Raw genomic sequence first — 18,980 nt, 5'->3', positions numbered from 1 at the left:
AAATTCAGTGATTTGCAGCGGGCGCCGCCGCGCTGTCATCGCTGCTCCGCCCGGGCTGCGAGGCACCACGGACGAGGCTTTGTCTGCGTTGCAGATAGGTATCGCGAACAAGGAGATAGCGATCGAGCGCGACGTCGTCGAGCAGGCGCGTTGCCGGCAGAAGATCCGCACGCTTGCTCGCGAACTGCGCCACGGTCAAGCCACCGCCGAGCGCGCTGTTGGAAACGAAGGTCTGCGGCGTCAGCATCATGTCGATCGGAATGTTGGCGGTGTCGCGCACGGTCGAGGGGCCCATCAGGGGCAAGACAACGTAGGCTCCTGATCCGACGCCCCAGCGCCCAAGGGTCTGGCCCAGATCAGCGGATTGGCGCGGCAGCCCCAGCGGTGTCGCAACATCGAACACGCCGAGCAATCCCACCGTGGTGTTCGTCGCCACGCGCGCCAGATCGGTCAGGCCTTCTTTCGGCCGACCTTGCAGCACCAGGTTGACGCCGGCGCCAAGGTCGCGGGGATTGGCGAAGAAGTTCCTGACGCCACCGCGAACCGGCTCTGGCACAACGCGCTCGTAGCCGCGGGCGACAGGGGCCATCACAGCCTTGTCTACGGTTTCGTTGAAGCCGAAGACCTGGCGGTTCATGGCTTCAAGGGGATCGGGGCGCTGGGGGGTGGCGCAACCGCCCAGCAACAAGGCGCCAGCCAGCGACAGGACCAGCGTGGCCTTTGCCGCGCGGGCCCTCGGGGCCAGCGTAGACCTGAGCGGGACGCCAGCGAATACGAGGCAATTCAGCATGGGGACTCCAGTAGGGATACCTGGCGATCGACACCATGTCGTCGCCCTCTGGAGCGGATGCTGAGGGAGCGGCTTTAATAACTTTTTAGTGGTTTTAAGATTTGATTAACCAACCAGAAATCGGATGGGCTAAAAGAACCGCCCGTCGACGCACAGTCCCCGCAGCCCGCCATCAACACATCACACGTGTGAGCTTGGCTCCCGGCCCCAAGGCGGATCCCGCAACGCGTCCACCAGAAAGTCGATGAGTCGCCGCACCTTTAGTGGCAGTTGCTTTCGCGTCGGGTACACGGCGAAGATGCCCAACTCAGTTGCGCGAAACTCTGGCATCAGCTCGACAAGGGCGCCACTACGCAGATCCTCGTGAACCAGGAAATCGGGCTGCAGGATGATGCCTTGATGCGCGAGTGCCGCTGCGCGGCAGGTGTCACCGTTGTTGGCGTGGATGCGCGAGTGCGTGCGCACCGTGACCTCGCCTCGTGGCCCCTGGAAGCTCCACACGTCCCCGGATGACCAGTAGGTGTACGACACCACATCGTGCTTCTCCAGCGCGTGCGGTTGTGCCGGCTTGCCGTGCTGCGCGAGGTAGGTCGGCGAGGCGCACAGCACCATGCGCGTACTGGCAAGCGGACGACTGACAAGGTTGGAGTCGGACAGCCGCGCGATGCGCACGACCAGGTCATAGCCCTCCTCGACCAGGTCGACCACGCGGTCCGACAGCACGATGTCCAGCGTGACCTGGGGGTTCTCTGCCGCGAATCGCCCCCAGAGCGCCGCCAAGTGCAACGCGCCGAAGGTCTGCGGCGCGCCGATGCGCAGACGTCCCTGGGCCTGACCGGTGCTCGCCCCCACTTCGGCCTCCGCTTCCTGGACGGCTTGCAGGACCTCCTTGCAACGCTGGTAGTAGAGCTGTCCCTCGCTGGTGAGCGAGAGCCGGCGCGTCGTGCGCTGCAGCAGCCGCGTGCCCAGGTGCCCCTCCAGCTCGTTGACATGCCGCGACACGGCGGGCTTGGACAGCGCCGTCGCTTCCATCGCACCGACGAAGCTGCCGGCCTCGACAACCGCAGTGAAGGTTTTCATGGCTTGAAGAACGTCCATTGTTTCGACTTTCAGAACAATATATGTTGCACGCAGTTATTTATCTCGACATTCGATATTAATAAAGTCCTTCCCATGCCAGCACAACTTGCTGGCGGACAGGCCGCTGGGCACCTCGATCTCCGCGGCTCCACCCAACCACTGAAGGACTTTCATCATGAACATCACACTCATCGGCGCCGGCAACATGGGCGCGGGCTTTGCCAAACAACTCACCGCCGCCGGCCACAAAGTGCGCGTGACCGCGCGCGATCTGGCCAAGGCTCAGGCGCTGGCCTCCGCGCATCCGGGCGTCACGGTCGCGGCCCCGGCCGACGCGCTGGGCGATTCGCAAGTCGTGATCGTCGCCACCGGCTTTGCCGATGCCGTGCCCGCGCTGAAGGCACTCGGCTCGCTCGAAGGTCGCGTGGTGGTGGACATCACGAACCCGCTGACGAATGACTACATGGGTCTGACATTGGGCTTCGAGACGTCCGCCGCCGAAGAAATCGCCAAGGCGCTGCCTGGCGCGCAAGTAGTCAAGGCTTTCAACACCGTGCTGGCCCAGGTGCTGGCCGAAGGCCCGGCGTTCGCAAACGGCCAGACCGTGCCCGTGTTCTATGCCGGCGACGACGAGCGTGCCAAGCAGACCGTGCGTGCACTGATCGAAAGCATCGGCTTTGCCGCCGTGGACGCGGGCGGGCTGAAGAACGCGCGCTACCTGGAGCCAGTGGCAGGTCTCAACATTTACTTCGCCTACGGCGCTGGACAAGGCACGCAGATCTCGCCCACCTGGATCCGCCGCGCCTGATTCACCTCGATCGTCATCGCCAAAGAGAACACACATGCACAAGAAGCTGACCCGAGTTACCGCCGCAATCGCCCTGGCGGCTGCCACCACCCTCGCTGCTGCGCAGGATCGCCCGGCCGACATCGTGAGCCCGATCACCGACAAGGCACTGTCCACCAAAACCAGCCCGGCGGACGCCCGCAAGGCCGGCCGTGCGGCCTACGAAAAGCCCACCCCCGACAACAGCATCATCCTGTTCATCGACCATCAGGTCGGCCTGATGGCCAGCGTGCGCGACTTCGCCCAAGCCTCGGGCTACAAGGCCAATGTGGTGTCGCTGGCGCAGATGGCCAAGGCTCTCAAGATCCCGGTGCTCCTGTCGTCATCGAATGCCCAATGGCAGAACGGCGACCTGCTGCCGGAACTCAAGGAAATCTTCAAGGACCAGCCTATCTACCGCCGCACCGGCATCATCAACGCCTACGAGGATCCGACCTTCCGCAAGGCACTGGAGAACCTGGTCGCCAAGACGGGCCGCAAGCACATCATCATCTCGGGTGTGACGCTGGGTACATGCGTGGCGCTGCCGACGCTGGCGATGATCAACGACGGCTACGTTGTACACCCGGTGGTCGATGCATCGGGCGCCTGGAGCAAGTACGAAGCCGAAGCCGCGATGCAGCGCATGAGTGCCGCGGGCGCGCAACTCAACACCGTCTATGCCCTCGGTGCGGAGCTGCAGGCCGACTGGAAGCTTCCGTCGGGCAACGACATGCTGCCGCCGTTCATCAACGGCCTGCCCGAGTACGGCTGGATCGTGCAGCAATTCTGGAACAACGCCGACCCCGCCAAGCGCCCGGTGAAAGACCCGTTCGGCCTCGTCAAGTAGTCCGCCTGCGTCCCCTGTGCCTTGCGGCGCGGGGGACGCCAGCGCCAAGGAGCGTCCCATGAAGTTTCCTGCTCTCTTCGTCTCACACGGTGCCCCCACCTTTGCGGCGGAACCTGGTCAGGCCGGCCCGCTGCTGCACGCCATCGGCAAACGTGTCCTCGCGCTGTCCGGGCTGCGGGCCGTCCTGGTGATATCGCCGCACTGGCGCACCCGCGGCCTGCGCATCGGGGCCAGTGCGCGGCCTCAGACCGTCCACGACTTCGGCGGTTTCCCCGCATCGTTGTACGCGCTGCATTACCCCGTTGAAGGGGCGCCGGACGTAGCGCGTGAGGTGGCCGAGTTGTTGACGCAGTCCGGGCTCTCCGCGCAACTGGTGGATGAGCAGGGGCTGGACCATGGTGCCTGGGTGCCGCTGATGCACATGCTGCCTGACGCATCGGTGCCGGTGTTTCAACTGTCGCTGCCGATTGAACTGCGTCCCGCCAATGCACTCGCCCTCGGGCGCGCTCTGGCGCCGTTGCGTGAGCGAGGTGTACTTGTCGTGGGTTCGGGCAGCCTCACGCACAACCTGTATGAGTTCCACCAGTCCGAAACCGAGGCGCCCGAGGACTACGTGCGAGAGTTCGTGCAGTGGGCACGCCGGGCGGCCATTGAGCATGACGTGAGCGCCTTGGTCGACCTCCGAGGTGCCCCGCACGGCCGTCGCGCCCACCCTTCGGACGAGCACTACTTGCCGCTGCTCGTCGCAGCCGGTACCAGCAGCGCGGGGGAACCTGTCGAAGTCATCGAAGGCGGCGTCACCTACGGTGTACTTTCGATGGAAGGTTACGTATTCGGTGAACTGCCCGGCGTGTCCGCCGCGGCCTGACTCATCGCATGTCCAGGAAAAAAGCACGTGTCTTCCATGTCCATCATCGTCCAACAACCCGAAGGCCCAGCGTCCAGTCTGGTGCTGCTCACGCACGGTGTCGGCTCCGTACCGCAATCCATGCTGGGCGTCGCGCGCTGGTTCACCAACCACGACCGAAACGCCATGGTGGTCAGCGTCGCATCGCCCGAACCTTCTGATATTTCCAACGGACTCCAGTGGTTCTCGGTGCGCAACGTGACCGAGGCCAATCGCCAGGCACGCGTGGATGCGGCCATGCCAGTCTTCGTGGCGACCGTGCGGCACTGGCAGCAGGCTTCGCGTGTCAATGAACAACGCACGTTGATCGCCGGTTTCTCACAGGGCGCGATCATGGCGCTCGAATCCACCAAGCTCGCAGCGCCTCCCGCGCTGCGCATCGTCGCCATTGCGGGACGATTCGCCACGCTGCCGCAGCAGAAATCCGCCGCTGCGATTCATCTTTTGCATGGCAGTGCAGACCCAGTGATGCCCGCTGCTCTGGGACAGTCCGCGCAAGCGCGGCTGCTTGAATTGGGCGTTGACGCGACCTTGGACTTGGCGCCCGGCGTCGGGCACGAACCTCATCCCGCGTTGCTAGCAAATCTAGCAACGCGACTTGCGCCAGCCTGAGCGACAAATAGCGCGTGCTCTTCGCGACGTAGCTCCCGTCCATCACTCCGAGAGGCGCGACAGAAAGACCTTGGGCAGCCTCTTCGCGCGGGGCCCTACTCCCGCCCTTCGAAGAAGGAGGTCCGGGGCATCATGCCGAAAGCGAGGCGCAGAACTCGAAATGCTCGACGAAGGGAGGTTGCGCGAAGAAGGGGCCGACGATAGCCCGCCATTGCGCATATGCCGGCGACGCGCGAAACCCGATTGTGTGGTCTTCCAGAGTGTCCCAGTGAATCAGCAGTACGAATCGTTCGGGAGTTTCGACGCTTCGGCGTACCTCGTATTTGCGAAAGCCATCCGCCTTCGAAAGAACCGTTTCGAGGCCATGGCGCGCGGCCTGTTCAAACTCGGCCTGCTGGCCGGAATGGACGCGAATGTCGGCAAGTTCCAGGATCATCGTTCGTCTTTCCTCAGATGGGCATCTCGTTGCGGATCCACGCCAGCGCGGAATCATGGCGAGGCGTCCATCCCAATTCGCGCCGCGCTCGCCTTGCGAAGACGCGGCTGTTGCTTCCATAGGTGTAGTACGCGCGGCCCGGCCCCCACAGCCTTGCCGCTTCCTCTGCCGGGAGCGGCTCGACACCGGTTGTCCCAAGGCGAGCGGCGATAGCCTCGCCGATGGCTGCGAACGAGGCTTCTCCGTTCTCGGCGAAGTAGAAGGAGCCGGCCGGCGCCTTGTCCAGCGCAAGCGCGTACAGGTCCGTCAGGTCGTCGATGTGCACCGTGGACCAGCGGTTGAGGCCGTGGCCCACGACTCGCACCACACCTTGTGCTCGCGCCTGCTCCACAAGGAATGGGATCTGAATGCTGTGCGGGTTCAATCCTCTGCCCGCACCGTAGATCAAGGTCGGACAGATCACGACCGTGCGCACACCGCGCCTTGCGGCGGCCAGCACGGCCTCGTTGAGCGCGTGCCGGGCGCGCTTGCCGGGTTCGACCACGAACGGCGTGTCTTCATCGAAGACGGTGTCCGAGGGGCGGTTGCCGCGGGCATCGTCGCCGATGACGCTCGAGCCGCTGGTGTGCAGAAGCGGCTTGCCGGATCCTTCCAGCGCTGCGAGCATCACCTCCAGCGAAGGCAAATGATCCGCGTTGGCGGTGTTTACGACGCCATCCGCGTCGCGTGCCTCGCGGGCCAGGACTTCGCTGTCGTCCAGGCTGCCGGGAACGGGCTCGACGCCTCGCGTGCGGAGAAGGTCGGCCTTTGCGCCGTCGCGCACCAGCCCCCGAACAACATGGCCGTCGGCGACCAGTCGCGCGGCGATGCTGCCCCCGATATAGCCGGCGGCGCCGGTCATGAACACTTTCATCGTGGAGGTCCTCGCGCTACAGGGCAATGGTCGAAAGCGCCGGGACGGTCGCGATCACGATCACGCCGACGAGCAGGGCCGCCATGTAGGGCCAGATGGCCCGCATGACCTCCTCCGGCCGGCCTTCCCCGATCCGGCAGGCCACGTAGAAGCCCACGCCGACGGGCGGCAACATCAGGCCGATGTTCATCGAGGAGACGATGACCATGGCGTATTGGATGTCGTGGATCCCGAGCTTTTTCGCGATGGGAAACATGATCGGCGCAAGCAGCAGGACCGCTGGCAGCCCTTCCAGCAGACATCCGAGCACCACGAAGATCACGATGGAGGCGGCCATGAAGGCGAACGCACCGCCGGGCATCGTCGTCAGGAACTGCGACATCACCTGCACCACGCCGCTTTGGGTAATGCCCCACGCCATCGCTGACGCTGTGCCCAGGATCATCAGAATCGCTCCGCTCAACGCGGCCGTTTCGACCAGCATTCCGTAGAGCCTTCCGAAACGAAGGCCACCATAGAGCACATGTCCGACGATCAGCGCGTAGATCACGGCGATGGTGGACACCTCGGTTGCCGTCGCCACGCCCTCGCCCACTGCGCTGCGAATCAGGAAGGGAAGTGCAAGCGCCGGAGCGGCGATCAGTGCCAGGCGTCCGATCTTGTTCCACGCCGGTCGCTTCGTGCCATCGGTCTGCTCTTTCCTGGCCTTCCAGCGCGCAACGGCCACTAGCGTCAGCAGCAGCACCATCGCAATCACGAACCCGCTCTGGAACAGACCGGCGATGGATACGCCGGCCACCGACCCGAGAACGATCAGCACGATGCTCGGCGGCACGGTGTCCGCCATTGCCGCCCCCGTTCCCAGAAGCGCCACCATCTCGGGTCGCTTGTTCCCGCGCCGCGTCATTTCGGGGAACAGCGCCGGAGCGACTGTCGCCATGTCGGAGACCTTAGAGCCCGAGATGCCGGACACGATGAAGAGCGACCCCAGCAGCACATAGGACATGCCCGCCTTGATGTGTCCGATGAGGGCCGCGAGGATGTCGATGATGGCCTTCCCCATGCCAGTCGCGTCCAGGATGCACCCCAGCAGCACGAAAACGGGAACCGAGACGAGAACGAGATTTGACATGCCTTCGTCCATCCGGCCGACGATTACACCGATCGGGACCGCGGTCCCGAACGCGAGGTACCCCATGACGCCAATCCCGAAACAGAAGGCGATCGGTGTCCCTGCGGCCAGCAGCAGTGCCACGACGCCGACCAGGAACAGGACCAGGCTTCCCACCTTGAACTGGGCGATGAACGGCGACAAAAGGTAGAACGCTAGGGCGGCGCCGCCGACCATGACAGCGGCCCCTGCCAACTGGGCCTTGGGAACCGTGCGAGCCACGTGCAGCAGGACCACGGCGAGCATGAGCAGGGCGCCGACCGCGATGGCGCCGACGCGGAAGGTGTTCGGGATGTGCAGGGTCTGCATCTCGATCACCCATTCCTGCTTCGCGTGCTCGATCGCAGGCGGAATAAGCGCGATCAGGAACGCGGCAACGCACACAAGCGCGACTGCATTCACGAATTCACGGGTTCTCGGCGACAGCCTGTCCACGAATGTCGCCAATCGGAGATGCTCGTTTCTGTGCATCGCGATGGCCGCACCGATCATCCCGACCCAGATGAATGCCATCGACACGGTCTCGTCGATCCAGTCGATGGGCTGGGAGAAGACGTACCGGGACACGACTCCGCCGAACAGGAGCAGAACGATGCCTGCGATCAGGAGGGCGGCGACGACCTCGAGTGGGATGATCCAGCCGGATTTCGGTCGGCTCTCGCCCTCTGCGGGAAACATCCCGTCCTCCAGCATAGGCATGGCGCCTGCTTGGCTTGCGTGAGTCATGTCTCTTCCTTCCTGCTCAGGCCAGCTTGCCTGCGTACTTCTCGAGCAAGGCCCAGGTTTCATCGCCGAACTTGCTCTTCCATTCCTTGTAAGCCCCGGCCTTCTGCAGCGCTTCGCGGAACGGTTTGGGATCGACATTGTTGAACACCAATCCGCGCTTGCTCAGGCTTTCCTGGAGCGAGGTATTGAGGCTGGCCATGGCGGCGCGCGTCTTCACGGCGTGCGCTTCGAAGGCGCGGGCAGCAATCTGACGCAGGTTCTCGGGCACCACGCTCCAGGTACGCGGGTTGGCAGCGATCCAGAAGCACTCCCACGCATGTCCTGTGAGCGAGCAGTACTTCTGGACTTCATAGAAGCGCTGGGCCTCGATGATGGCGAGCCCATTCTCCTGGCCGTCCACGACCTTGGTTTGCAGCGCCGTATAGGCCTCGCCGATGCCGATGGTCGTGGGAGACGCCCCGAGCGCCTTGAAAGTCTGCTGGAGCACCGGCGTCGCAGGTACGCGGAGCTTCACGCCCTGCAGGTCCTGCACCGTCTTGACGGGCTTGGTGCTCATCGTGACATGACGGAACCCGTGATCCCATGCCTTGCCCAGCGGCACCAGGTTGACTTTCGTGAAGCCGGCGCGGATGTGGGCGCCCAGGTCACCGTCCATGGCGCGGAAAGCGGACTCCAGGTCGGGGAACACGAACGGCGTCACGGCTACTGCTGCACTGGGAATCAGAGTCGCGAAGACACCGCTTGCCGTCGCCATCATCTCGATGGCACCCGAGCGAACCTGAGAGATCATGTCCGTGTCGCTGCCGAGTTGGCTGTTAGGGAACACCTCGATGGCCAACTGGCCATTGGACTCCTTCAGGATCTCCGCGCAGGCGGCTTGCAAGCCCACGACGGTGGGATGCGATTGCGCGAGCGAGATGCCCAGCTTCATCGAGATCTTGTTGCCTTGCGCGAACGCCAAGCCTGGCATTGAGGTCGCGACGGCAGCGCTGGCCAGCGTCTTGAGGGCAGTACGACGTTGCATCATTTTTTGTCTCCTAGTCTGGCCATTTGCGGCCGATGGGTTGAGAAGCGCGGCTCGCGCGCATGGTGGAAACGGTGGGCTTCTCGCCCCTAGTGGATATGGCTTCCGCCATTGACGTCCAGCGTGGCCCCCGTGACGTAGGCAGAGAGATCGGAGGCCAGGAAAAGGCAGACGCCGGCCGCCTCTCTGGTCGTCCCGGTACGTCGCAGCGGAATGCCATCGATGATGCCCAGCAGCCTCTCGTCCGAGAGGCCGTCCAACATGGTCGTCTCGATCATCGCGGGGCAGATCACATTGGCGCGAATGCCTTGCGCCCCATATTCGCGTGCGATGGTTCGGGTAAGGCTGATCACGCCACCCTTGGCTGCTGCATAGTGCGCGCCGCCCACGAGACCACCTCCTCGCTGCGCAGCCGCTGACGCGACATTGACGATCACCCCATTCTGTTTTTGCAAGAAGAAGTTAAGCACGCTCTTGCAAAGGTTGAATGCGCCCTTGAGGTTCACGTCGACCACGAGGTCATACTCCTGCTCGCTGATCTCCACGAGGGGCTTCGCCCTGACGATTCCGGCGCTGTTGACGAGGCAATCGACGGTTCCAAAGCGCTTGATCGCCGCGCTGACCATTTGGTCGCAGTCTGCGGCGTTCGCTATGTCACATCGAACGGCGAGCACTTCGGCATCGGAGCGTGTCGCTTGGCGGATCGACGCCTCGAGAGCCGCACCTGAGCGTTCGTCAATCGCCACGTCGACGATGACAACTTTCGCTCCATGTTCAACAAACAGTTCCGCGGTTGCGTAGCCGATACCGCATGTCGACGCGGCGCCAGCCACGATGCAGACTTTGTCTTTCAGCAGCATGGAGTTCACTTGCCGAACACGCCCGGCTGGTGCACCTCGATGACATTGCCGTCCGGGTCCTGCAGGAAGACCTGGTACCAACCCGGGATCGCCCAAGTGCCGTAGTCCGAATAGCGGATCCCCAGTTCGTCGCACCTGCGCATGAAGCCCTTGATGTCGTCGGTCCGGAAGCAGAAGTGACCATGAGCCATCGGATTGACGAACTGCTTCATCTTGAAGCCTGTATCGAGGTCGCGCTCTGCCCAGTGAAACTCGATCGCGCCGTCGCTCAGAAAGTCGACCTTGCCGGTGTAGGGGCGGCTCGGGGATTGGCCGCTGACGACCGTGTGTTCTTCATCCTTGATCGTTCCGAGGTCGAACAGCGTTTGATAGAACTTGGTGAGCCTGGGCAGGCTGTCAGTGCACAGATTCATGTGATGGAACTTGAAGTTCATGTGTGGTCCTTTTGAGAAGTCGAAGGGATGCGCCACGCGCGGCGGTGTCTTGGCAGTCACTTGGAACGTCGCCGCAAATGTCACGGTGTTCACGCAGTTCGCGCCTTAGCGAAACGGTCGTTCGTGCCCGACAGTCGAAGCACGGCGCAACGATATTTAAATTCATGGGTGAAGTCAATCATGCATAGGTGAAAACACCTAAGTCGAGATCGCACCCATTTCTCCCTGGCTTGTCGACGACTACACTTCACAGGTGCATAGTTAATTGCATATACGAATCGTTGCACGTCGAAATCACGCATCGGCAACGTCGTCATCTGTAGGCGTGAAAAACGGGGACAACCTTGACTGAACTTGGAGATGCAATCACACGCGAAGAGTGCTGCAACGTGGCCACGGTACGTCGCGTGGCTGCGATGCTGGATCTCGATCCGGATGACTTCCGTGAAGGCGCCCCGCTACCACGGGGTTGGCACTTCATCCTGCTCGGGGCGGACACAAGAAGGTCTGCCCTGCGTGTCGATGGCTTCCCCGGACTCGGCGTCCCGATGCCTGACCTCGGCCTCCCGCGATTGATGCTGGGGGCACGCACGGTCGCCTTTCATAGCGACATCCCGATCGGCGCGAGCTTGAAGAGAACAAGTTCGGTGAGAAGTCTCCGACAGAAGGAGACGACATCTGGGTCCATGGCCATCGTGACCATTGGTCACGAGCTGAATCTCGATGGCCACGCGAATCCTGCCGTCAGCGAAACCCAGACCTACCTCTTGTTGCCGGCCTCGAAGCTGTCGCCCGGCAAGGTCGACAGGCTGCCGCCTGTGTCGGCCGAGCGAATCACAACCGCCGTGGCCGATGAAACCCTGCTCTTCCAGTACTCCGCCCTCGGCTTCAACTCCCACAAGATTCATATCGATCGGGCGCATGCCCGGGATGTGGAGGGCTTCCCCGATCTTGTGGTCAACGGCGGCCTTGCCACGCTCCTGCTGACCGAGTTTCTCCGCAAGGATCTCCTCGTCGTTCCTTCAGCAATCCGAGTTCGCCACCTGGCCCCTTTGTACTGTGGGCGGACGGTGACCCTGGCAGCCGATCGAGACGGCAGCGCATGGCACCTGAAGGCCTTCGACGACCTCAACACCCACGCAGTCGATATGGAGGTAGACATTTAATGAACTTCGAACCCCTAAAGGGCGTACGCGTCCTGGACCTGACCAGCGTCGTGGTCGGCCCTGTTTGCACCTGGCGACTGGGTCAGTATGGCGCCGAGATCGTGAAGATCGAGAGCCCCGAAGGCGATCTGATGCGCGGACTGGGGGGGCTGTCGCCGACGGGCCAGCACTCAGGTGCCTACCTGCACTTCAACCGCGGCAAGCGCAACATCTGCCTCGACCTGAAGAAGGAAGGCGCCGGGCAAGTCATCGAAAGGCTCATTGCGTCGGCCGACGTCATCGTCGCCAATATGCGCCCCCAAGCACTCGAGCGATTGGGCCTCGACGCGGCGACCGTGCGCGCCAAGCATCCCGACAAGGTCTACTGCCTGATCACCGGCTACGGCACCGATGGTCCGTACGCGGGCCGGCCCACGTACGACAGTGTCGTGCAGGCCGCGACGGGGATGGCGGGTCTGATGCTTGCGCGCGACGGAGAGCCGGCTTACGTTCCGATGCTGATCTGCGATCACGTGGCCGGCGAGATCGCGGCGGGTGCGATCCTTGCCGCCATCGTGGAGCGAAGGGCCAGCGGTTCGGGCTGCAGCATCGAGGTGCCGATGTTCGAAACCATGGCCACCTTTGTTCTCCAAGAGCATCTTGCACAGCACAGCTTCGACCCGCCCGTGGGCCCACCCGGCGACCTGCGACTGCTGAGTCCGCACAACAAGCCGGTGAAGACCGCGGATGGGTGGATCTCGTTCACCATCAATACCAACCCGCAGGTCCGCGCGTTCCTCAAGGCCACCGACCGGCAGCAGTTGCTGGACGACCCGAGGTTCACGAACGTGGCGGCGCGCGCACGCCATGTCGCTGAATGGTTCGAAGTCCGCGGCGCACCATTGACGAGCCGGACGACGGCCGAGTGGCTCGATGTCTTGCGCGCTGCGGATATCGCCGTGCAACCCTGCCACACCCTTGAGACGCTGCCTCATGATCCTCACCTTGAGGCCGTCGGATTGATCGGTTTCGAGCAACATCCGACTGAAGGCCGAACGGCGGCGATCCGGTCGTCGATCCGCTTCGAGGGCGCCTATCCACCTCGACGCTCGCCAGCGCAGCCCCGCGGCGCGAACACCTGCGAATTGCTGCGCGAGATCGGCTACGAAGACGATGCCATAGAGGCGCTGCTATCCGCCGGCGCGGCACAGGCCGCGTCCTCCACCTAATCGCACGATGGACGCAAACCACTTCGCCCGCCCCAGCCGCTGCCTGGACCGTCGGCAACTGCTCAAATCGGCAGCCGCCGGCCTCGTCGCACTGCCGTTCGGTGTGCATTCGCAGGACTACCCGTCGCGGCCGATCCGCCTGGTCGTCCCGTTCCCTCCAGGCGGGCCCACCGACGTGCTCGCCCGCATCGTCGCGACGCGCCTGGCCGGGAGGCTGGGGCAGCCTGTCATCATTGACAACAAGCCCGGCGCGAGTGGGATGATCGGGGCCGATGCGGTCGCAAAGGCAGTTCCGGACGGCTACACCCTGCTGGCAAACGCCTCGATTCATGTCATCAACCCGAGCCTGTACGCGAAGCCGCGCTACGACGCACTCGCCGATTTCGCAGCCATCAGCAATCTCGCCGATGTGCCGCTGGTGCTCGGCGTGCATCCAAAGGTCCCGGCGCGGTCGGTGAAGGAACTGGTCGCGCTGGCCAAATCCTCCAGAACGCCCCTCGCCTTTGCTTCGGCGGGCAATGCGACGTCCCAGCACCTCTCCGGCGAAGCCTTCAAGATCGCAGCCGGCATCGACATGCTGCACGTTCCGTATAAGGGCAGCGCGCCCGCATTGACGGACCTGGTGGGTGGGCAGGTCCAGTTGATGTTCGACTCGCTTCCCTCGAGCATGCCGTTCATCAAGTCAGGCGCGATCCGCCCGTTGGCGGTGACGACGCCTCGGCGGTCCTCGGCATTGCCGGATGTGCCGACGGTCGCCGAGAGCGGATACCCCGGTTTCAGCATCAGTACCTGGTACGGGATGTGGGCGCCGTCGGCCACGCCGACCCCAGTCGTTGAACACCTGTCGAGGGAAATCGCAGCCATTGTTCGGCTGCCAGAGGTGCGCGAGCAGTTCGCCAGCCTGGGGGCCGAGCCGATCGGCAACACGCCCAAAGAGTTCGCCGCGTTCGCAAAGGCGGAGCTTTCGAAATGGGCCGGGATCGTCAAGCAATCCGGGGCGAAGGTCGAGTGAAGCCCGAGGCGATCGACGTCTTCACCCCAACGTGCTTGCTCGACTGCACCAGGCTCCCCGGCAAGAATGACCGCAGCATGCCGTGCCGGCCTTCTTGGACGCTGACGCACAATAAAGAAATGAACCCCAGCCGAATCATGCCGATGTTGCCCTGGGCAACGGACGGAGGTACGAGATGAAAGACGATGCGAATGAAGTGACTACGGTGGCCGAAGCCGAGAGCCGGTCTTACTCGGCTCCAGCCCTGGAAAAGGGGCTCGACATCCTCGAGGCCCTGTGCCGAAGCGAGCAACCCCTCTCGCAAAAAGATATCGCGCAGCGCCTGGGTCGCAGCCTCGGCGAGATCTACCGGATGGTCGCCTGCCTGGTCAACCGCAACTACGTGACGCTCGTCGACGAGACCTGCTATGGAATCACGACCAAACTGTTCGAGCTCGCTCACATCAATCCGCCGACGCACCGGCTTCTCTTCGAAGCCACACCGATCATGCAAAGACTGGCGGGCGAACTCGATCAGTCTTGTCACCTCACGATCTACGGTCAGGGCAAGCAGGTGGTTTTGTGCAAGATCGATACCCCCAGTGGCATGGGTTTTGCCGTCCGTGCCGGGGCGGAACTCGACGTACTGATCTCCGCATCTGGCCGCGTCCTGCTGGCGTTCCAAGATGAGGAGACGCGCAAGCTGCGCATCGAGGAATCGCTCCAGCGGCGACCGGAGCAAGCAAACCAGCAGATAGGCACCATCCTCGATTCGATCCGCGCCACTGGCTTTGAGTCGATTCCGAGCGTGCAGGTCCGCGGCCTCTACGCCATCAGCTTCCCGATTCTCGACACGCAGGGGCAAGCAATCGCCGCACTCACCGTGCCGTACGCCGAGCGGATCGATCAGGTACAGCGAAAGTCGATTCCAGAGGTCACCCAGGCGCTAGGCATCGCCGCTCGCACCTTGTCAGCACGGATAGGAGGGATGGTTTCGTCGGCCGGCCTGAAGGCCACGGAAAAAGAAAGCATCCTCAAGCGGACGAAGCGGCCCGGCGAACACTGACCCAGCGTGCTCCTCGATTCAGCCGAATCCATGCTGAGGAACGCACTCACGACAGCACCTTCGCGAACGAACCAGACCAGAGGCAGCCCATTGGGCGAACCCACGTGAGACTCACGAACGACTTACAGTCGTTTCTGGGCCGCTGAACCGCGCGCATCAAAGCCCTTATTCGGTAAAAGATCGCGACCCCGGCTCCTGAGTTGAGCGAGAAAGGTTTTCGGGGCACCGGCTCAGCAGGGTCTGGACGAACTCCGAGAACACCCGTACTCGTGGAATATCGGAGCGGCCCGGAGGCCATACGAGCCAAATATCACCCCGGGTCGCGTCGCACCCTTCAAGGACTGCCTGAAGCCGTCCGCCCTTAAAGGTGGCCGGCAACCTGATAGATCGGTAACTGCACCAACCCCAATCCACCCAGGGCTTGGGGACACGCCGTTTGCGCAATGCCGCCGCGGGCGGAGGCAGCATCTCCCCGGGAGATGTGATCGCTTTCCCTCCAGGAGGCGAAGGGGCACTGACCGGCGGCCGTGCGGACTCGATGATGATCGACCGTGTCTGGTCGCCCTGGCTTTCGTGCAGGAAAGCGACGAGCTCGGCCCCCGGATCGTGGCGACCAGGAACTCGCCCTTGACAGGAAAAGCGGCGTCGCTCACAGGTCGACCACCCAGCCAGGATTGAAGTTCTTGTTCTCGAACTCCCCATGCCAGTTCAGGTAGCCACGCGGATTGCACACCACCCGGCATGCGCCCACTTGGTAGTCGAAGCTGTCGTGCGTGTGCCCGTGCACCCACAGCACGGGCACGTTGAAGAATTCGGACGGCATTTCGCTGACGAAGCCACCGGAAGCCCAATCCTCAGCGAAGCGCGGCGCGAGTGAATTGCGATGCGGCGCATGGTGCGTCACCACCACCGTGGACCCGTCGAACGGCTCGGCAAGCTTTCGGCGCAGCCAGGCACGGTGCCGCCGATGGATCCGCAAGGTGTCCATCGGTACCAGACGCCGCGTGCCCCGGGAATTCGAAGTCAATGGATCGTCGATGCGGATGGCCGAGTAGTCGGCCAGGACGCGTGAGCATTCCGTCATCGAGCGAAAGCGGTCGGACAGAAGGCGCACTGGCTGCCCGGCAAACCCTGGGCTGTCGATTCGCAGGCGGAAGTCCGTCCACAGCGTGCAACCGAGGAAGCGCACACCGGCGATCACGACGTCGTCGCAATCGAGGAAATGAGTACCGTGCTCGTTGGCTTGGCGCCGCATGTCGACCTGCTCCTGGTCCATCACGGATTCGTAGTACTCGTGATTGCCGGCGATCTGCACGATCGGCTTGTCGCCGAACCGTGCCGGGTTACGCAGCCAGCACGCGGCCACGCGTCCGGGTGCCACGATGTCGCCCGCCAGGATGGCCACGTCGTAGTCCAGGCCCTTCGGCACCTCGAAGGTCTCGAACTCGGCATGCAGGTCGGACAGGATGAGCAGCTTCATGTTTGCGGCAGTGGAGTGTGTCTTATCGTTGCGGCGCCTCGCGCGCCTCAGACGACACCGCCGTGTTGAATTGCGTTGAGAATCGAGCGCACTTTGTCCGAACCACCCGCGGCTGCGAAAGCTGTTGGCGTTTGGCCATCGAGCCATTCGTGTGGCTTGTCCAGCCAAGCTAGGGCCGCTGCACCGAACACCTGGGTGGCGAGATCCAGCAAGTCTTGTGGAGCACTTCCCAACCCGGTCTCATCCCGCGGCCACGCCAAGTGCGAGCCCATGTCAACTCCGAACGCGCGGAATGGCGCCGCAGCGGTCATCAGACCCTCAGCCACATAATTAATGTCCCGATGGTGGTGGCCATGGATCACCAGTTGGACACCGAGCGTCTCGGCGAGTTCGTCGATCGCCTGCCAGCCGTGCGGATGTGCAGCCGCCGCCTCGTGCGTCACCAGGATGTCGGCGGGCGGGCTCCGCAGCAGCCGCTGGTAGTCCTCCGGAAAGATCGTGGATCGGTGCCGACGGGCGATGCCATCCCTCCACCGCTCCTCAGGGCGCATGGACCGGCGCAGCGCATCTGCCGAGAAGAACGCGGCCTCCTCGACCGGCCGCCGCGGATCCCAGATCTTGCTGCGGAAGAGGCCGCCCAGGCCCGCGATCTTGTACCCGGCGATCTCGACGATGCGCCCATGGAGGTTACGATCCGCGAGTTCCGAACCAAACAGGTTGTCGTAGTCCAGATCCGAGTCCGTGTCGTGATTCCCGTGGATGAAATAAACCTTGGTGCGGTCGAGGATCGGCGCCAGTTCGACGTGCAGAGGCTGCTGCGCCTGGAGATCGCCCAGCAGCACGATCGCCTCGGGCCGAAACCGCTCGACTGCGGCGATCACCGGCTCGAAGTTGCCGTGCGGATCGCCGAAGAACATCAGCGTTGCTGTCGACCGTTGATGCTCGGACTGTGCGTGGAGGTCTGACGGGACAAGAGGTTTCATTCATGTGCCTCGCGAAGTAGCGATGAAGCTCGAACTGCACTCAGCGGCCAGCAGCGAACCGCAGGAAGTGCGAGCGCAGTTCCTGGAAGCTGTCTTGATCGAACGCCCGCTGGGGATCTGTGAGCACGACCCGTTCGAAGCCCGCTTCAAAGCTCAGTGGCCAATCGTCAAGTGCGACCCACTCTGCGTCACTGCGACCGTTCCCATCGAGCCAGGCCTCGATCTCCAACTGGCGCCGGTGGTGGACGGCCACATTGGGGCCGATCTGCGGCGTCGCTCCGATGATCCGATGCTGTATATCGGCGCTGAAATACCGCTGCAGTTGCTCGATGCTTTCGGCGCGCCGCCAATCCGACGAGATGATGACGTCGACAGACTTGAACTCTCGTAGGAGTTCCTCCAGAAGCGGCAGATGACTGAAGAACCGGCTGCTGAACGAATAGTCCGCGCCGACACGATGGAGAACGCCATCGACATCCAGGAACAGCAGATTGCTGAAGCCGCCAGTGCGGCAAATGCGGGGGGAAGTCATCCAACAAACCCCTCGCGAAATGACTCCAGCAGATTGAGCACATCGGCGGCGCGCCCTTCGGCCACCAGCGACTCAGCTGTCTTGTAGTTGAACGGCGCGAGCGGCTCGTTTCTATACTGGAAGATGGCGTCATGCAGGTCCCCATCCGAGACCGCAGCCACGGCTGCCAGCACTTGCAGGCTCGTACGGATATACGACTGGATGCTCTCCGTCACAGGCGCGTGGATGACCGTGCTTCGATGGACATGTGCGTTGTTGGCGAAGGAGTCGAGCGCCAAGCCCATTATCTTGATGAATTTCGCCGGCGACAGAATCTGGCACCCGTCCACCACATCGCAAAACTGTCGGGCTGCGGTGTCTTGGCTTCCCGAATCGTGCGGCGGTCGTTGAGTTGGAGTCTGGTCCATGGCTTTTCCTCCACTCACTATGAAGCAATATTGCGATGCCACCGATTCGGCCGGATAGCCTGAACCCCGGGCGTTGCCGCCAACTCCCGAATCTGCTCGGCGGTGGCCTCCACCACAAAGGAGCCACTGAGATCATTACGACGAGCCAAGCCGTCAAGACCGAGGCGTTTCAAGGCTTGCTCGATCTCCCCCATGGCCACTGGCGCGGTATCGCTGACCTTCTTGGCACGCCGCTTGAGCAATGTCGCCGCGGGCGGAGGCAGCATGCGCCGAGGAGACGAGACTGGGTGCTTTCCAGGGCGCGCGGGCGCACTCACGGTCGGTCGTTCGGCCTCGATGAGGATTGACTTCGTCTGGCCATCCGAGCTGTCCTGCAGGAAAGCGACGAGTTCGGCACCCTGGATAGCGGTGGTGGTCGTCATGGTGTTATCCATCCATCTGAAATGAGGCCGGTCCTCCGTGCCTAATTTTCACGAGCTCGCGCCCGTAGAGACAGTGGTGTCTCATAGGTCGACGAT

The 18,980-nt window shown here is 63.1% G+C and carries 21 protein-coding genes; 8 read left to right on the top strand and 13 right to left on the bottom strand.

Going from position 1 to position 18,980, the window contains the following annotated elements; translation table 11 throughout:
- Nucleotides 1-4 precede the first annotated feature (4 nt).
- Complete coding sequence (locus VAPA_RS03335; protein ID WP_021005361.1) at nucleotides 5-790, bottom strand: MlaA family lipoprotein; 786 nt, start codon at nucleotides 788-790, stop codon at nucleotides 5-7.
- A gap of 180 nt (nucleotides 791-970) precedes the next feature.
- On the bottom strand, nucleotides 971-1,888 hold the full coding sequence (locus VAPA_RS03330; RefSeq protein WP_021005360.1) for a LysR family transcriptional regulator: 918 nt from the start codon (nucleotides 1,886-1,888) through the stop codon (nucleotides 971-973).
- Nucleotides 1,889-2,045: 157 nt separating this feature from the next.
- Here VAPA_RS03330 and VAPA_RS03325 point away from each other — a divergent pair, with 157 nt between their 5' ends.
- The 4 genes from VAPA_RS03325 to ypfH are packed head-to-tail and all read left to right on the top strand — an operon-like array spanning nucleotide 2,046 to nucleotide 5,065.
- Complete coding sequence (locus tag VAPA_RS03325; protein ID WP_021005359.1) at nucleotides 2,046-2,678, top strand: NADPH-dependent F420 reductase; 633 nt, start codon at nucleotides 2,046-2,048, stop codon at nucleotides 2,676-2,678.
- Between the two features lie 34 nt (nucleotides 2,679-2,712).
- A complete protein-coding gene (locus VAPA_RS03320; RefSeq protein ID WP_021005358.1) occupies nucleotides 2,713-3,546 on the top strand; it encodes an isochorismatase family protein in 834 nt (277 codons plus the stop codon).
- 58 nt (nucleotides 3,547-3,604) lie between these two features.
- A complete protein-coding gene (locus VAPA_RS03315) occupies nucleotides 3,605-4,414 on the top strand; it encodes a dioxygenase family protein (RefSeq protein ID WP_021005357.1) in 810 nt (269 codons plus the stop codon).
- A gap of 36 nt (nucleotides 4,415-4,450) precedes the next feature.
- Nucleotides 4,451-5,065, top strand: coding sequence for an esterase (gene ypfH, locus VAPA_RS03310; RefSeq protein WP_021005356.1), 615 nt, complete (start codon nucleotides 4,451-4,453; stop codon nucleotides 5,063-5,065).
- 130 nt (nucleotides 5,066-5,195) lie between these two features.
- Here the strand turns inward: ypfH and VAPA_RS03305 are convergent, their stop codons facing one another.
- The 6 genes from VAPA_RS03305 to VAPA_RS03280 form a co-directional block, all read right to left on the bottom strand.
- A complete protein-coding gene (locus tag VAPA_RS03305) occupies nucleotides 5,196-5,501 on the bottom strand; it encodes an antibiotic biosynthesis monooxygenase family protein (RefSeq protein WP_021005355.1) in 306 nt (101 codons plus the stop codon).
- A gap of 13 nt (nucleotides 5,502-5,514) precedes the next feature.
- On the bottom strand, nucleotides 5,515-6,414 hold the full coding sequence (locus tag VAPA_RS03300; RefSeq protein WP_021005354.1) for an NAD-dependent epimerase/dehydratase family protein: 900 nt from the start codon (nucleotides 6,412-6,414) through the stop codon (nucleotides 5,515-5,517).
- 16 nt (nucleotides 6,415-6,430) lie between these two features.
- The gene (locus VAPA_RS03295) at nucleotides 6,431-8,311 is read right to left on the bottom strand and encodes a TRAP transporter large permease (protein WP_021005353.1); all 1,881 of its coding nucleotides are present in this window, start codon (nucleotides 8,309-8,311) and stop codon (nucleotides 6,431-6,433) included.
- A 16-nt stretch (nucleotides 8,312-8,327) separates the two neighbouring features.
- Complete coding sequence (locus VAPA_RS03290; RefSeq protein ID WP_021005352.1) at nucleotides 8,328-9,338, bottom strand: TRAP transporter substrate-binding protein; 1,011 nt, start codon at nucleotides 9,336-9,338, stop codon at nucleotides 8,328-8,330.
- An 86-nt stretch (nucleotides 9,339-9,424) separates the two neighbouring features.
- On the bottom strand, nucleotides 9,425-10,195 hold the full coding sequence (locus tag VAPA_RS03285) for an SDR family NAD(P)-dependent oxidoreductase (protein WP_021005351.1): 771 nt from the start codon (nucleotides 10,193-10,195) through the stop codon (nucleotides 9,425-9,427).
- 5 nt (nucleotides 10,196-10,200) lie between these two features.
- Entirely contained in the window at nucleotides 10,201-10,722 is a 522-nt protein-coding gene (locus tag VAPA_RS03280; protein ID WP_230558950.1) for a VOC family protein, read from the bottom strand.
- 296 nt (nucleotides 10,723-11,018) lie between these two features.
- Here VAPA_RS03280 and VAPA_RS03275 point away from each other — a divergent pair, with 296 nt between their 5' ends.
- The 4 genes from VAPA_RS03275 to VAPA_RS03260 all read left to right on the top strand — a co-directional run bounded on the left by VAPA_RS03275 (nucleotide 11,019) and on the right by VAPA_RS03260 (nucleotide 15,060).
- Nucleotides 11,019-11,795, top strand: a complete 777-nt coding sequence (locus VAPA_RS03275) for an HTD2 family dehydratase (RefSeq protein ID WP_207917619.1) — start codon at nucleotides 11,019-11,021, stop codon at nucleotides 11,793-11,795.
- Complete coding sequence (locus VAPA_RS03270; RefSeq protein WP_021005348.1) at nucleotides 11,795-13,003, top strand: CaiB/BaiF CoA transferase family protein; 1,209 nt, start codon at nucleotides 11,795-11,797, stop codon at nucleotides 13,001-13,003. Before VAPA_RS03275 ends, VAPA_RS03270 begins: the two co-directional genes overlap by 1 nt.
- A 7-nt stretch (nucleotides 13,004-13,010) precedes the next feature.
- Nucleotides 13,011-14,015: a Bug family tripartite tricarboxylate transporter substrate binding protein gene (locus VAPA_RS03265; protein ID WP_021005347.1), complete on the top strand. Its 1,005-nt coding sequence runs from the start codon at nucleotides 13,011-13,013 to the stop codon at nucleotides 14,013-14,015.
- 175 nt (nucleotides 14,016-14,190) lie between these two features.
- Entirely contained in the window at nucleotides 14,191-15,060 is an 870-nt protein-coding gene (locus tag VAPA_RS03260) for an IclR family transcriptional regulator (RefSeq protein WP_021005346.1), read from the top strand.
- A gap of 649 nt (nucleotides 15,061-15,709) precedes the next feature.
- Here VAPA_RS03260 and VAPA_RS03255 read toward each other — a convergent pair.
- The 5 genes from VAPA_RS03255 to VAPA_RS03235 all read right to left on the bottom strand — a co-directional run bounded on the left by VAPA_RS03255 (nucleotide 15,710) and on the right by VAPA_RS03235 (nucleotide 18,884).
- The gene (locus tag VAPA_RS03255; protein WP_021005345.1) at nucleotides 15,710-16,540 is read right to left on the bottom strand and encodes a metallophosphoesterase; all 831 of its coding nucleotides are present in this window, start codon (nucleotides 16,538-16,540) and stop codon (nucleotides 15,710-15,712) included.
- Nucleotides 16,541-16,587: 47 nt separating this feature from the next.
- Nucleotides 16,588-17,457 carry a metallophosphoesterase gene (locus VAPA_RS03250; RefSeq protein WP_021005344.1) on the bottom strand — a complete coding sequence of 290 codons (870 nt, stop codon included), beginning with the start codon at nucleotides 17,455-17,457 and terminating at the stop codon, nucleotides 16,588-16,590.
- 106 nt (nucleotides 17,458-17,563) lie between these two features.
- Nucleotides 17,564-18,055 (bottom strand): HAD domain-containing protein, encoded by a 492-nt coding sequence (locus tag VAPA_RS03245; protein ID WP_021005343.1) that lies wholly within the window; start codon nucleotides 18,053-18,055, stop codon nucleotides 17,564-17,566.
- On the bottom strand, nucleotides 18,052-18,462 hold the full coding sequence (locus tag VAPA_RS03240) for a hypothetical protein (RefSeq protein WP_021005342.1): 411 nt from the start codon (nucleotides 18,460-18,462) through the stop codon (nucleotides 18,052-18,054). Before VAPA_RS03240 ends, VAPA_RS03245 begins: the two co-directional genes overlap by 4 nt.
- A gap of 17 nt (nucleotides 18,463-18,479) precedes the next feature.
- Nucleotides 18,480-18,884, bottom strand: a complete 405-nt coding sequence (locus tag VAPA_RS03235) for a hypothetical protein (RefSeq protein ID WP_155248045.1) — start codon at nucleotides 18,882-18,884, stop codon at nucleotides 18,480-18,482.
- Between the last annotated feature and the right edge of the window lie 96 nt (nucleotides 18,885-18,980).

Origin of the sequence: Variovorax paradoxus B4 (assembly GCF_000463015.1) — a bacterium.
Taxonomy (GTDB): Bacteria; Pseudomonadota; Gammaproteobacteria; order Burkholderiales; family Burkholderiaceae_C; genus Variovorax; species Variovorax paradoxus_E.
The sequence above is the reverse complement of the archived record's forward strand: the minus strand, read 5'-3'. Positions and strand labels throughout refer to the sequence as shown.

What these genes read in the sequence shown, in the direction of transcription:
- VAPA_RS03260 (WP_021005346.1), top strand. Translation starts at nt 14,191, where the DNA reads ATGAAAGACGATGCGAATGAAGTGACTACGGTGGCCGAAGCCGAGAGC.
- VAPA_RS03305 (WP_021005355.1), bottom strand. Translation starts at nt 5,501, where the DNA reads ATGATCCTGGAACTTGCCGACATTCGCGTCCATTCCGGCCAGCAGGCC.
- VAPA_RS03320 (WP_021005358.1), top strand. Translation starts at nt 2,713, where the DNA reads ATGCACAAGAAGCTGACCCGAGTTACCGCCGCAATCGCCCTGGCGGCT.
- VAPA_RS03315 (WP_021005357.1), top strand. Translation starts at nt 3,605, where the DNA reads ATGAAGTTTCCTGCTCTCTTCGTCTCACACGGTGCCCCCACCTTTGCG.
- VAPA_RS03295 (WP_021005353.1), bottom strand. Translation starts at nt 8,311, where the DNA reads ATGACTCACGCAAGCCAAGCAGGCGCCATGCCTATGCTGGAGGACGGG.
- VAPA_RS03290 (WP_021005352.1), bottom strand. Translation starts at nt 9,338, where the DNA reads ATGATGCAACGTCGTACTGCCCTCAAGACGCTGGCCAGCGCTGCCGTC.
- VAPA_RS03250 (WP_021005344.1), bottom strand. Translation starts at nt 17,457, where the DNA reads ATGTTCTTCGGCGATCCGCACGGCAACTTCGAGCCGGTGATCGCCGCA.
- VAPA_RS03285 (WP_021005351.1), bottom strand. Translation starts at nt 10,195, where the DNA reads ATGCTGCTGAAAGACAAAGTCTGCATCGTGGCTGGCGCCGCGTCGACA.
- VAPA_RS03240 (WP_021005342.1), bottom strand. Translation starts at nt 18,462, where the DNA reads ATGGACCAGACTCCAACTCAACGACCGCCGCACGATTCGGGAAGCCAA.
- VAPA_RS03325 (WP_021005359.1), top strand. Translation starts at nt 2,046, where the DNA reads ATGAACATCACACTCATCGGCGCCGGCAACATGGGCGCGGGCTTTGCC.
- ypfH (WP_021005356.1), top strand. Translation starts at nt 4,451, where the DNA reads ATGTCCATCATCGTCCAACAACCCGAAGGCCCAGCGTCCAGTCTGGTG.
- VAPA_RS03235 (WP_155248045.1), bottom strand. Translation starts at nt 18,884, where the DNA reads ATGACGACCACCACCGCTATCCAGGGTGCCGAACTCGTCGCTTTCCTG.
- VAPA_RS03335 (WP_021005361.1), bottom strand. Translation starts at nt 790, where the DNA reads ATGCTGAATTGCCTCGTATTCGCTGGCGTCCCGCTCAGGTCTACGCTG.
- VAPA_RS03255 (WP_021005345.1), bottom strand. Translation starts at nt 16,540, where the DNA reads ATGAAGCTGCTCATCCTGTCCGACCTGCATGCCGAGTTCGAGACCTTC.
- VAPA_RS03300 (WP_021005354.1), bottom strand. Translation starts at nt 6,414, where the DNA reads ATGAAAGTGTTCATGACCGGCGCCGCCGGCTATATCGGGGGCAGCATC.
- VAPA_RS03265 (WP_021005347.1), top strand. Translation starts at nt 13,011, where the DNA reads ATGGACGCAAACCACTTCGCCCGCCCCAGCCGCTGCCTGGACCGTCGG.
- VAPA_RS03330 (WP_021005360.1), bottom strand. Translation starts at nt 1,888, where the DNA reads ATGGACGTTCTTCAAGCCATGAAAACCTTCACTGCGGTTGTCGAGGCC.
- VAPA_RS03270 (WP_021005348.1), top strand. Translation starts at nt 11,795, where the DNA reads ATGAACTTCGAACCCCTAAAGGGCGTACGCGTCCTGGACCTGACCAGC.
- VAPA_RS03245 (WP_021005343.1), bottom strand. Translation starts at nt 18,055, where the DNA reads ATGACTTCCCCCCGCATTTGCCGCACTGGCGGCTTCAGCAATCTGCTG.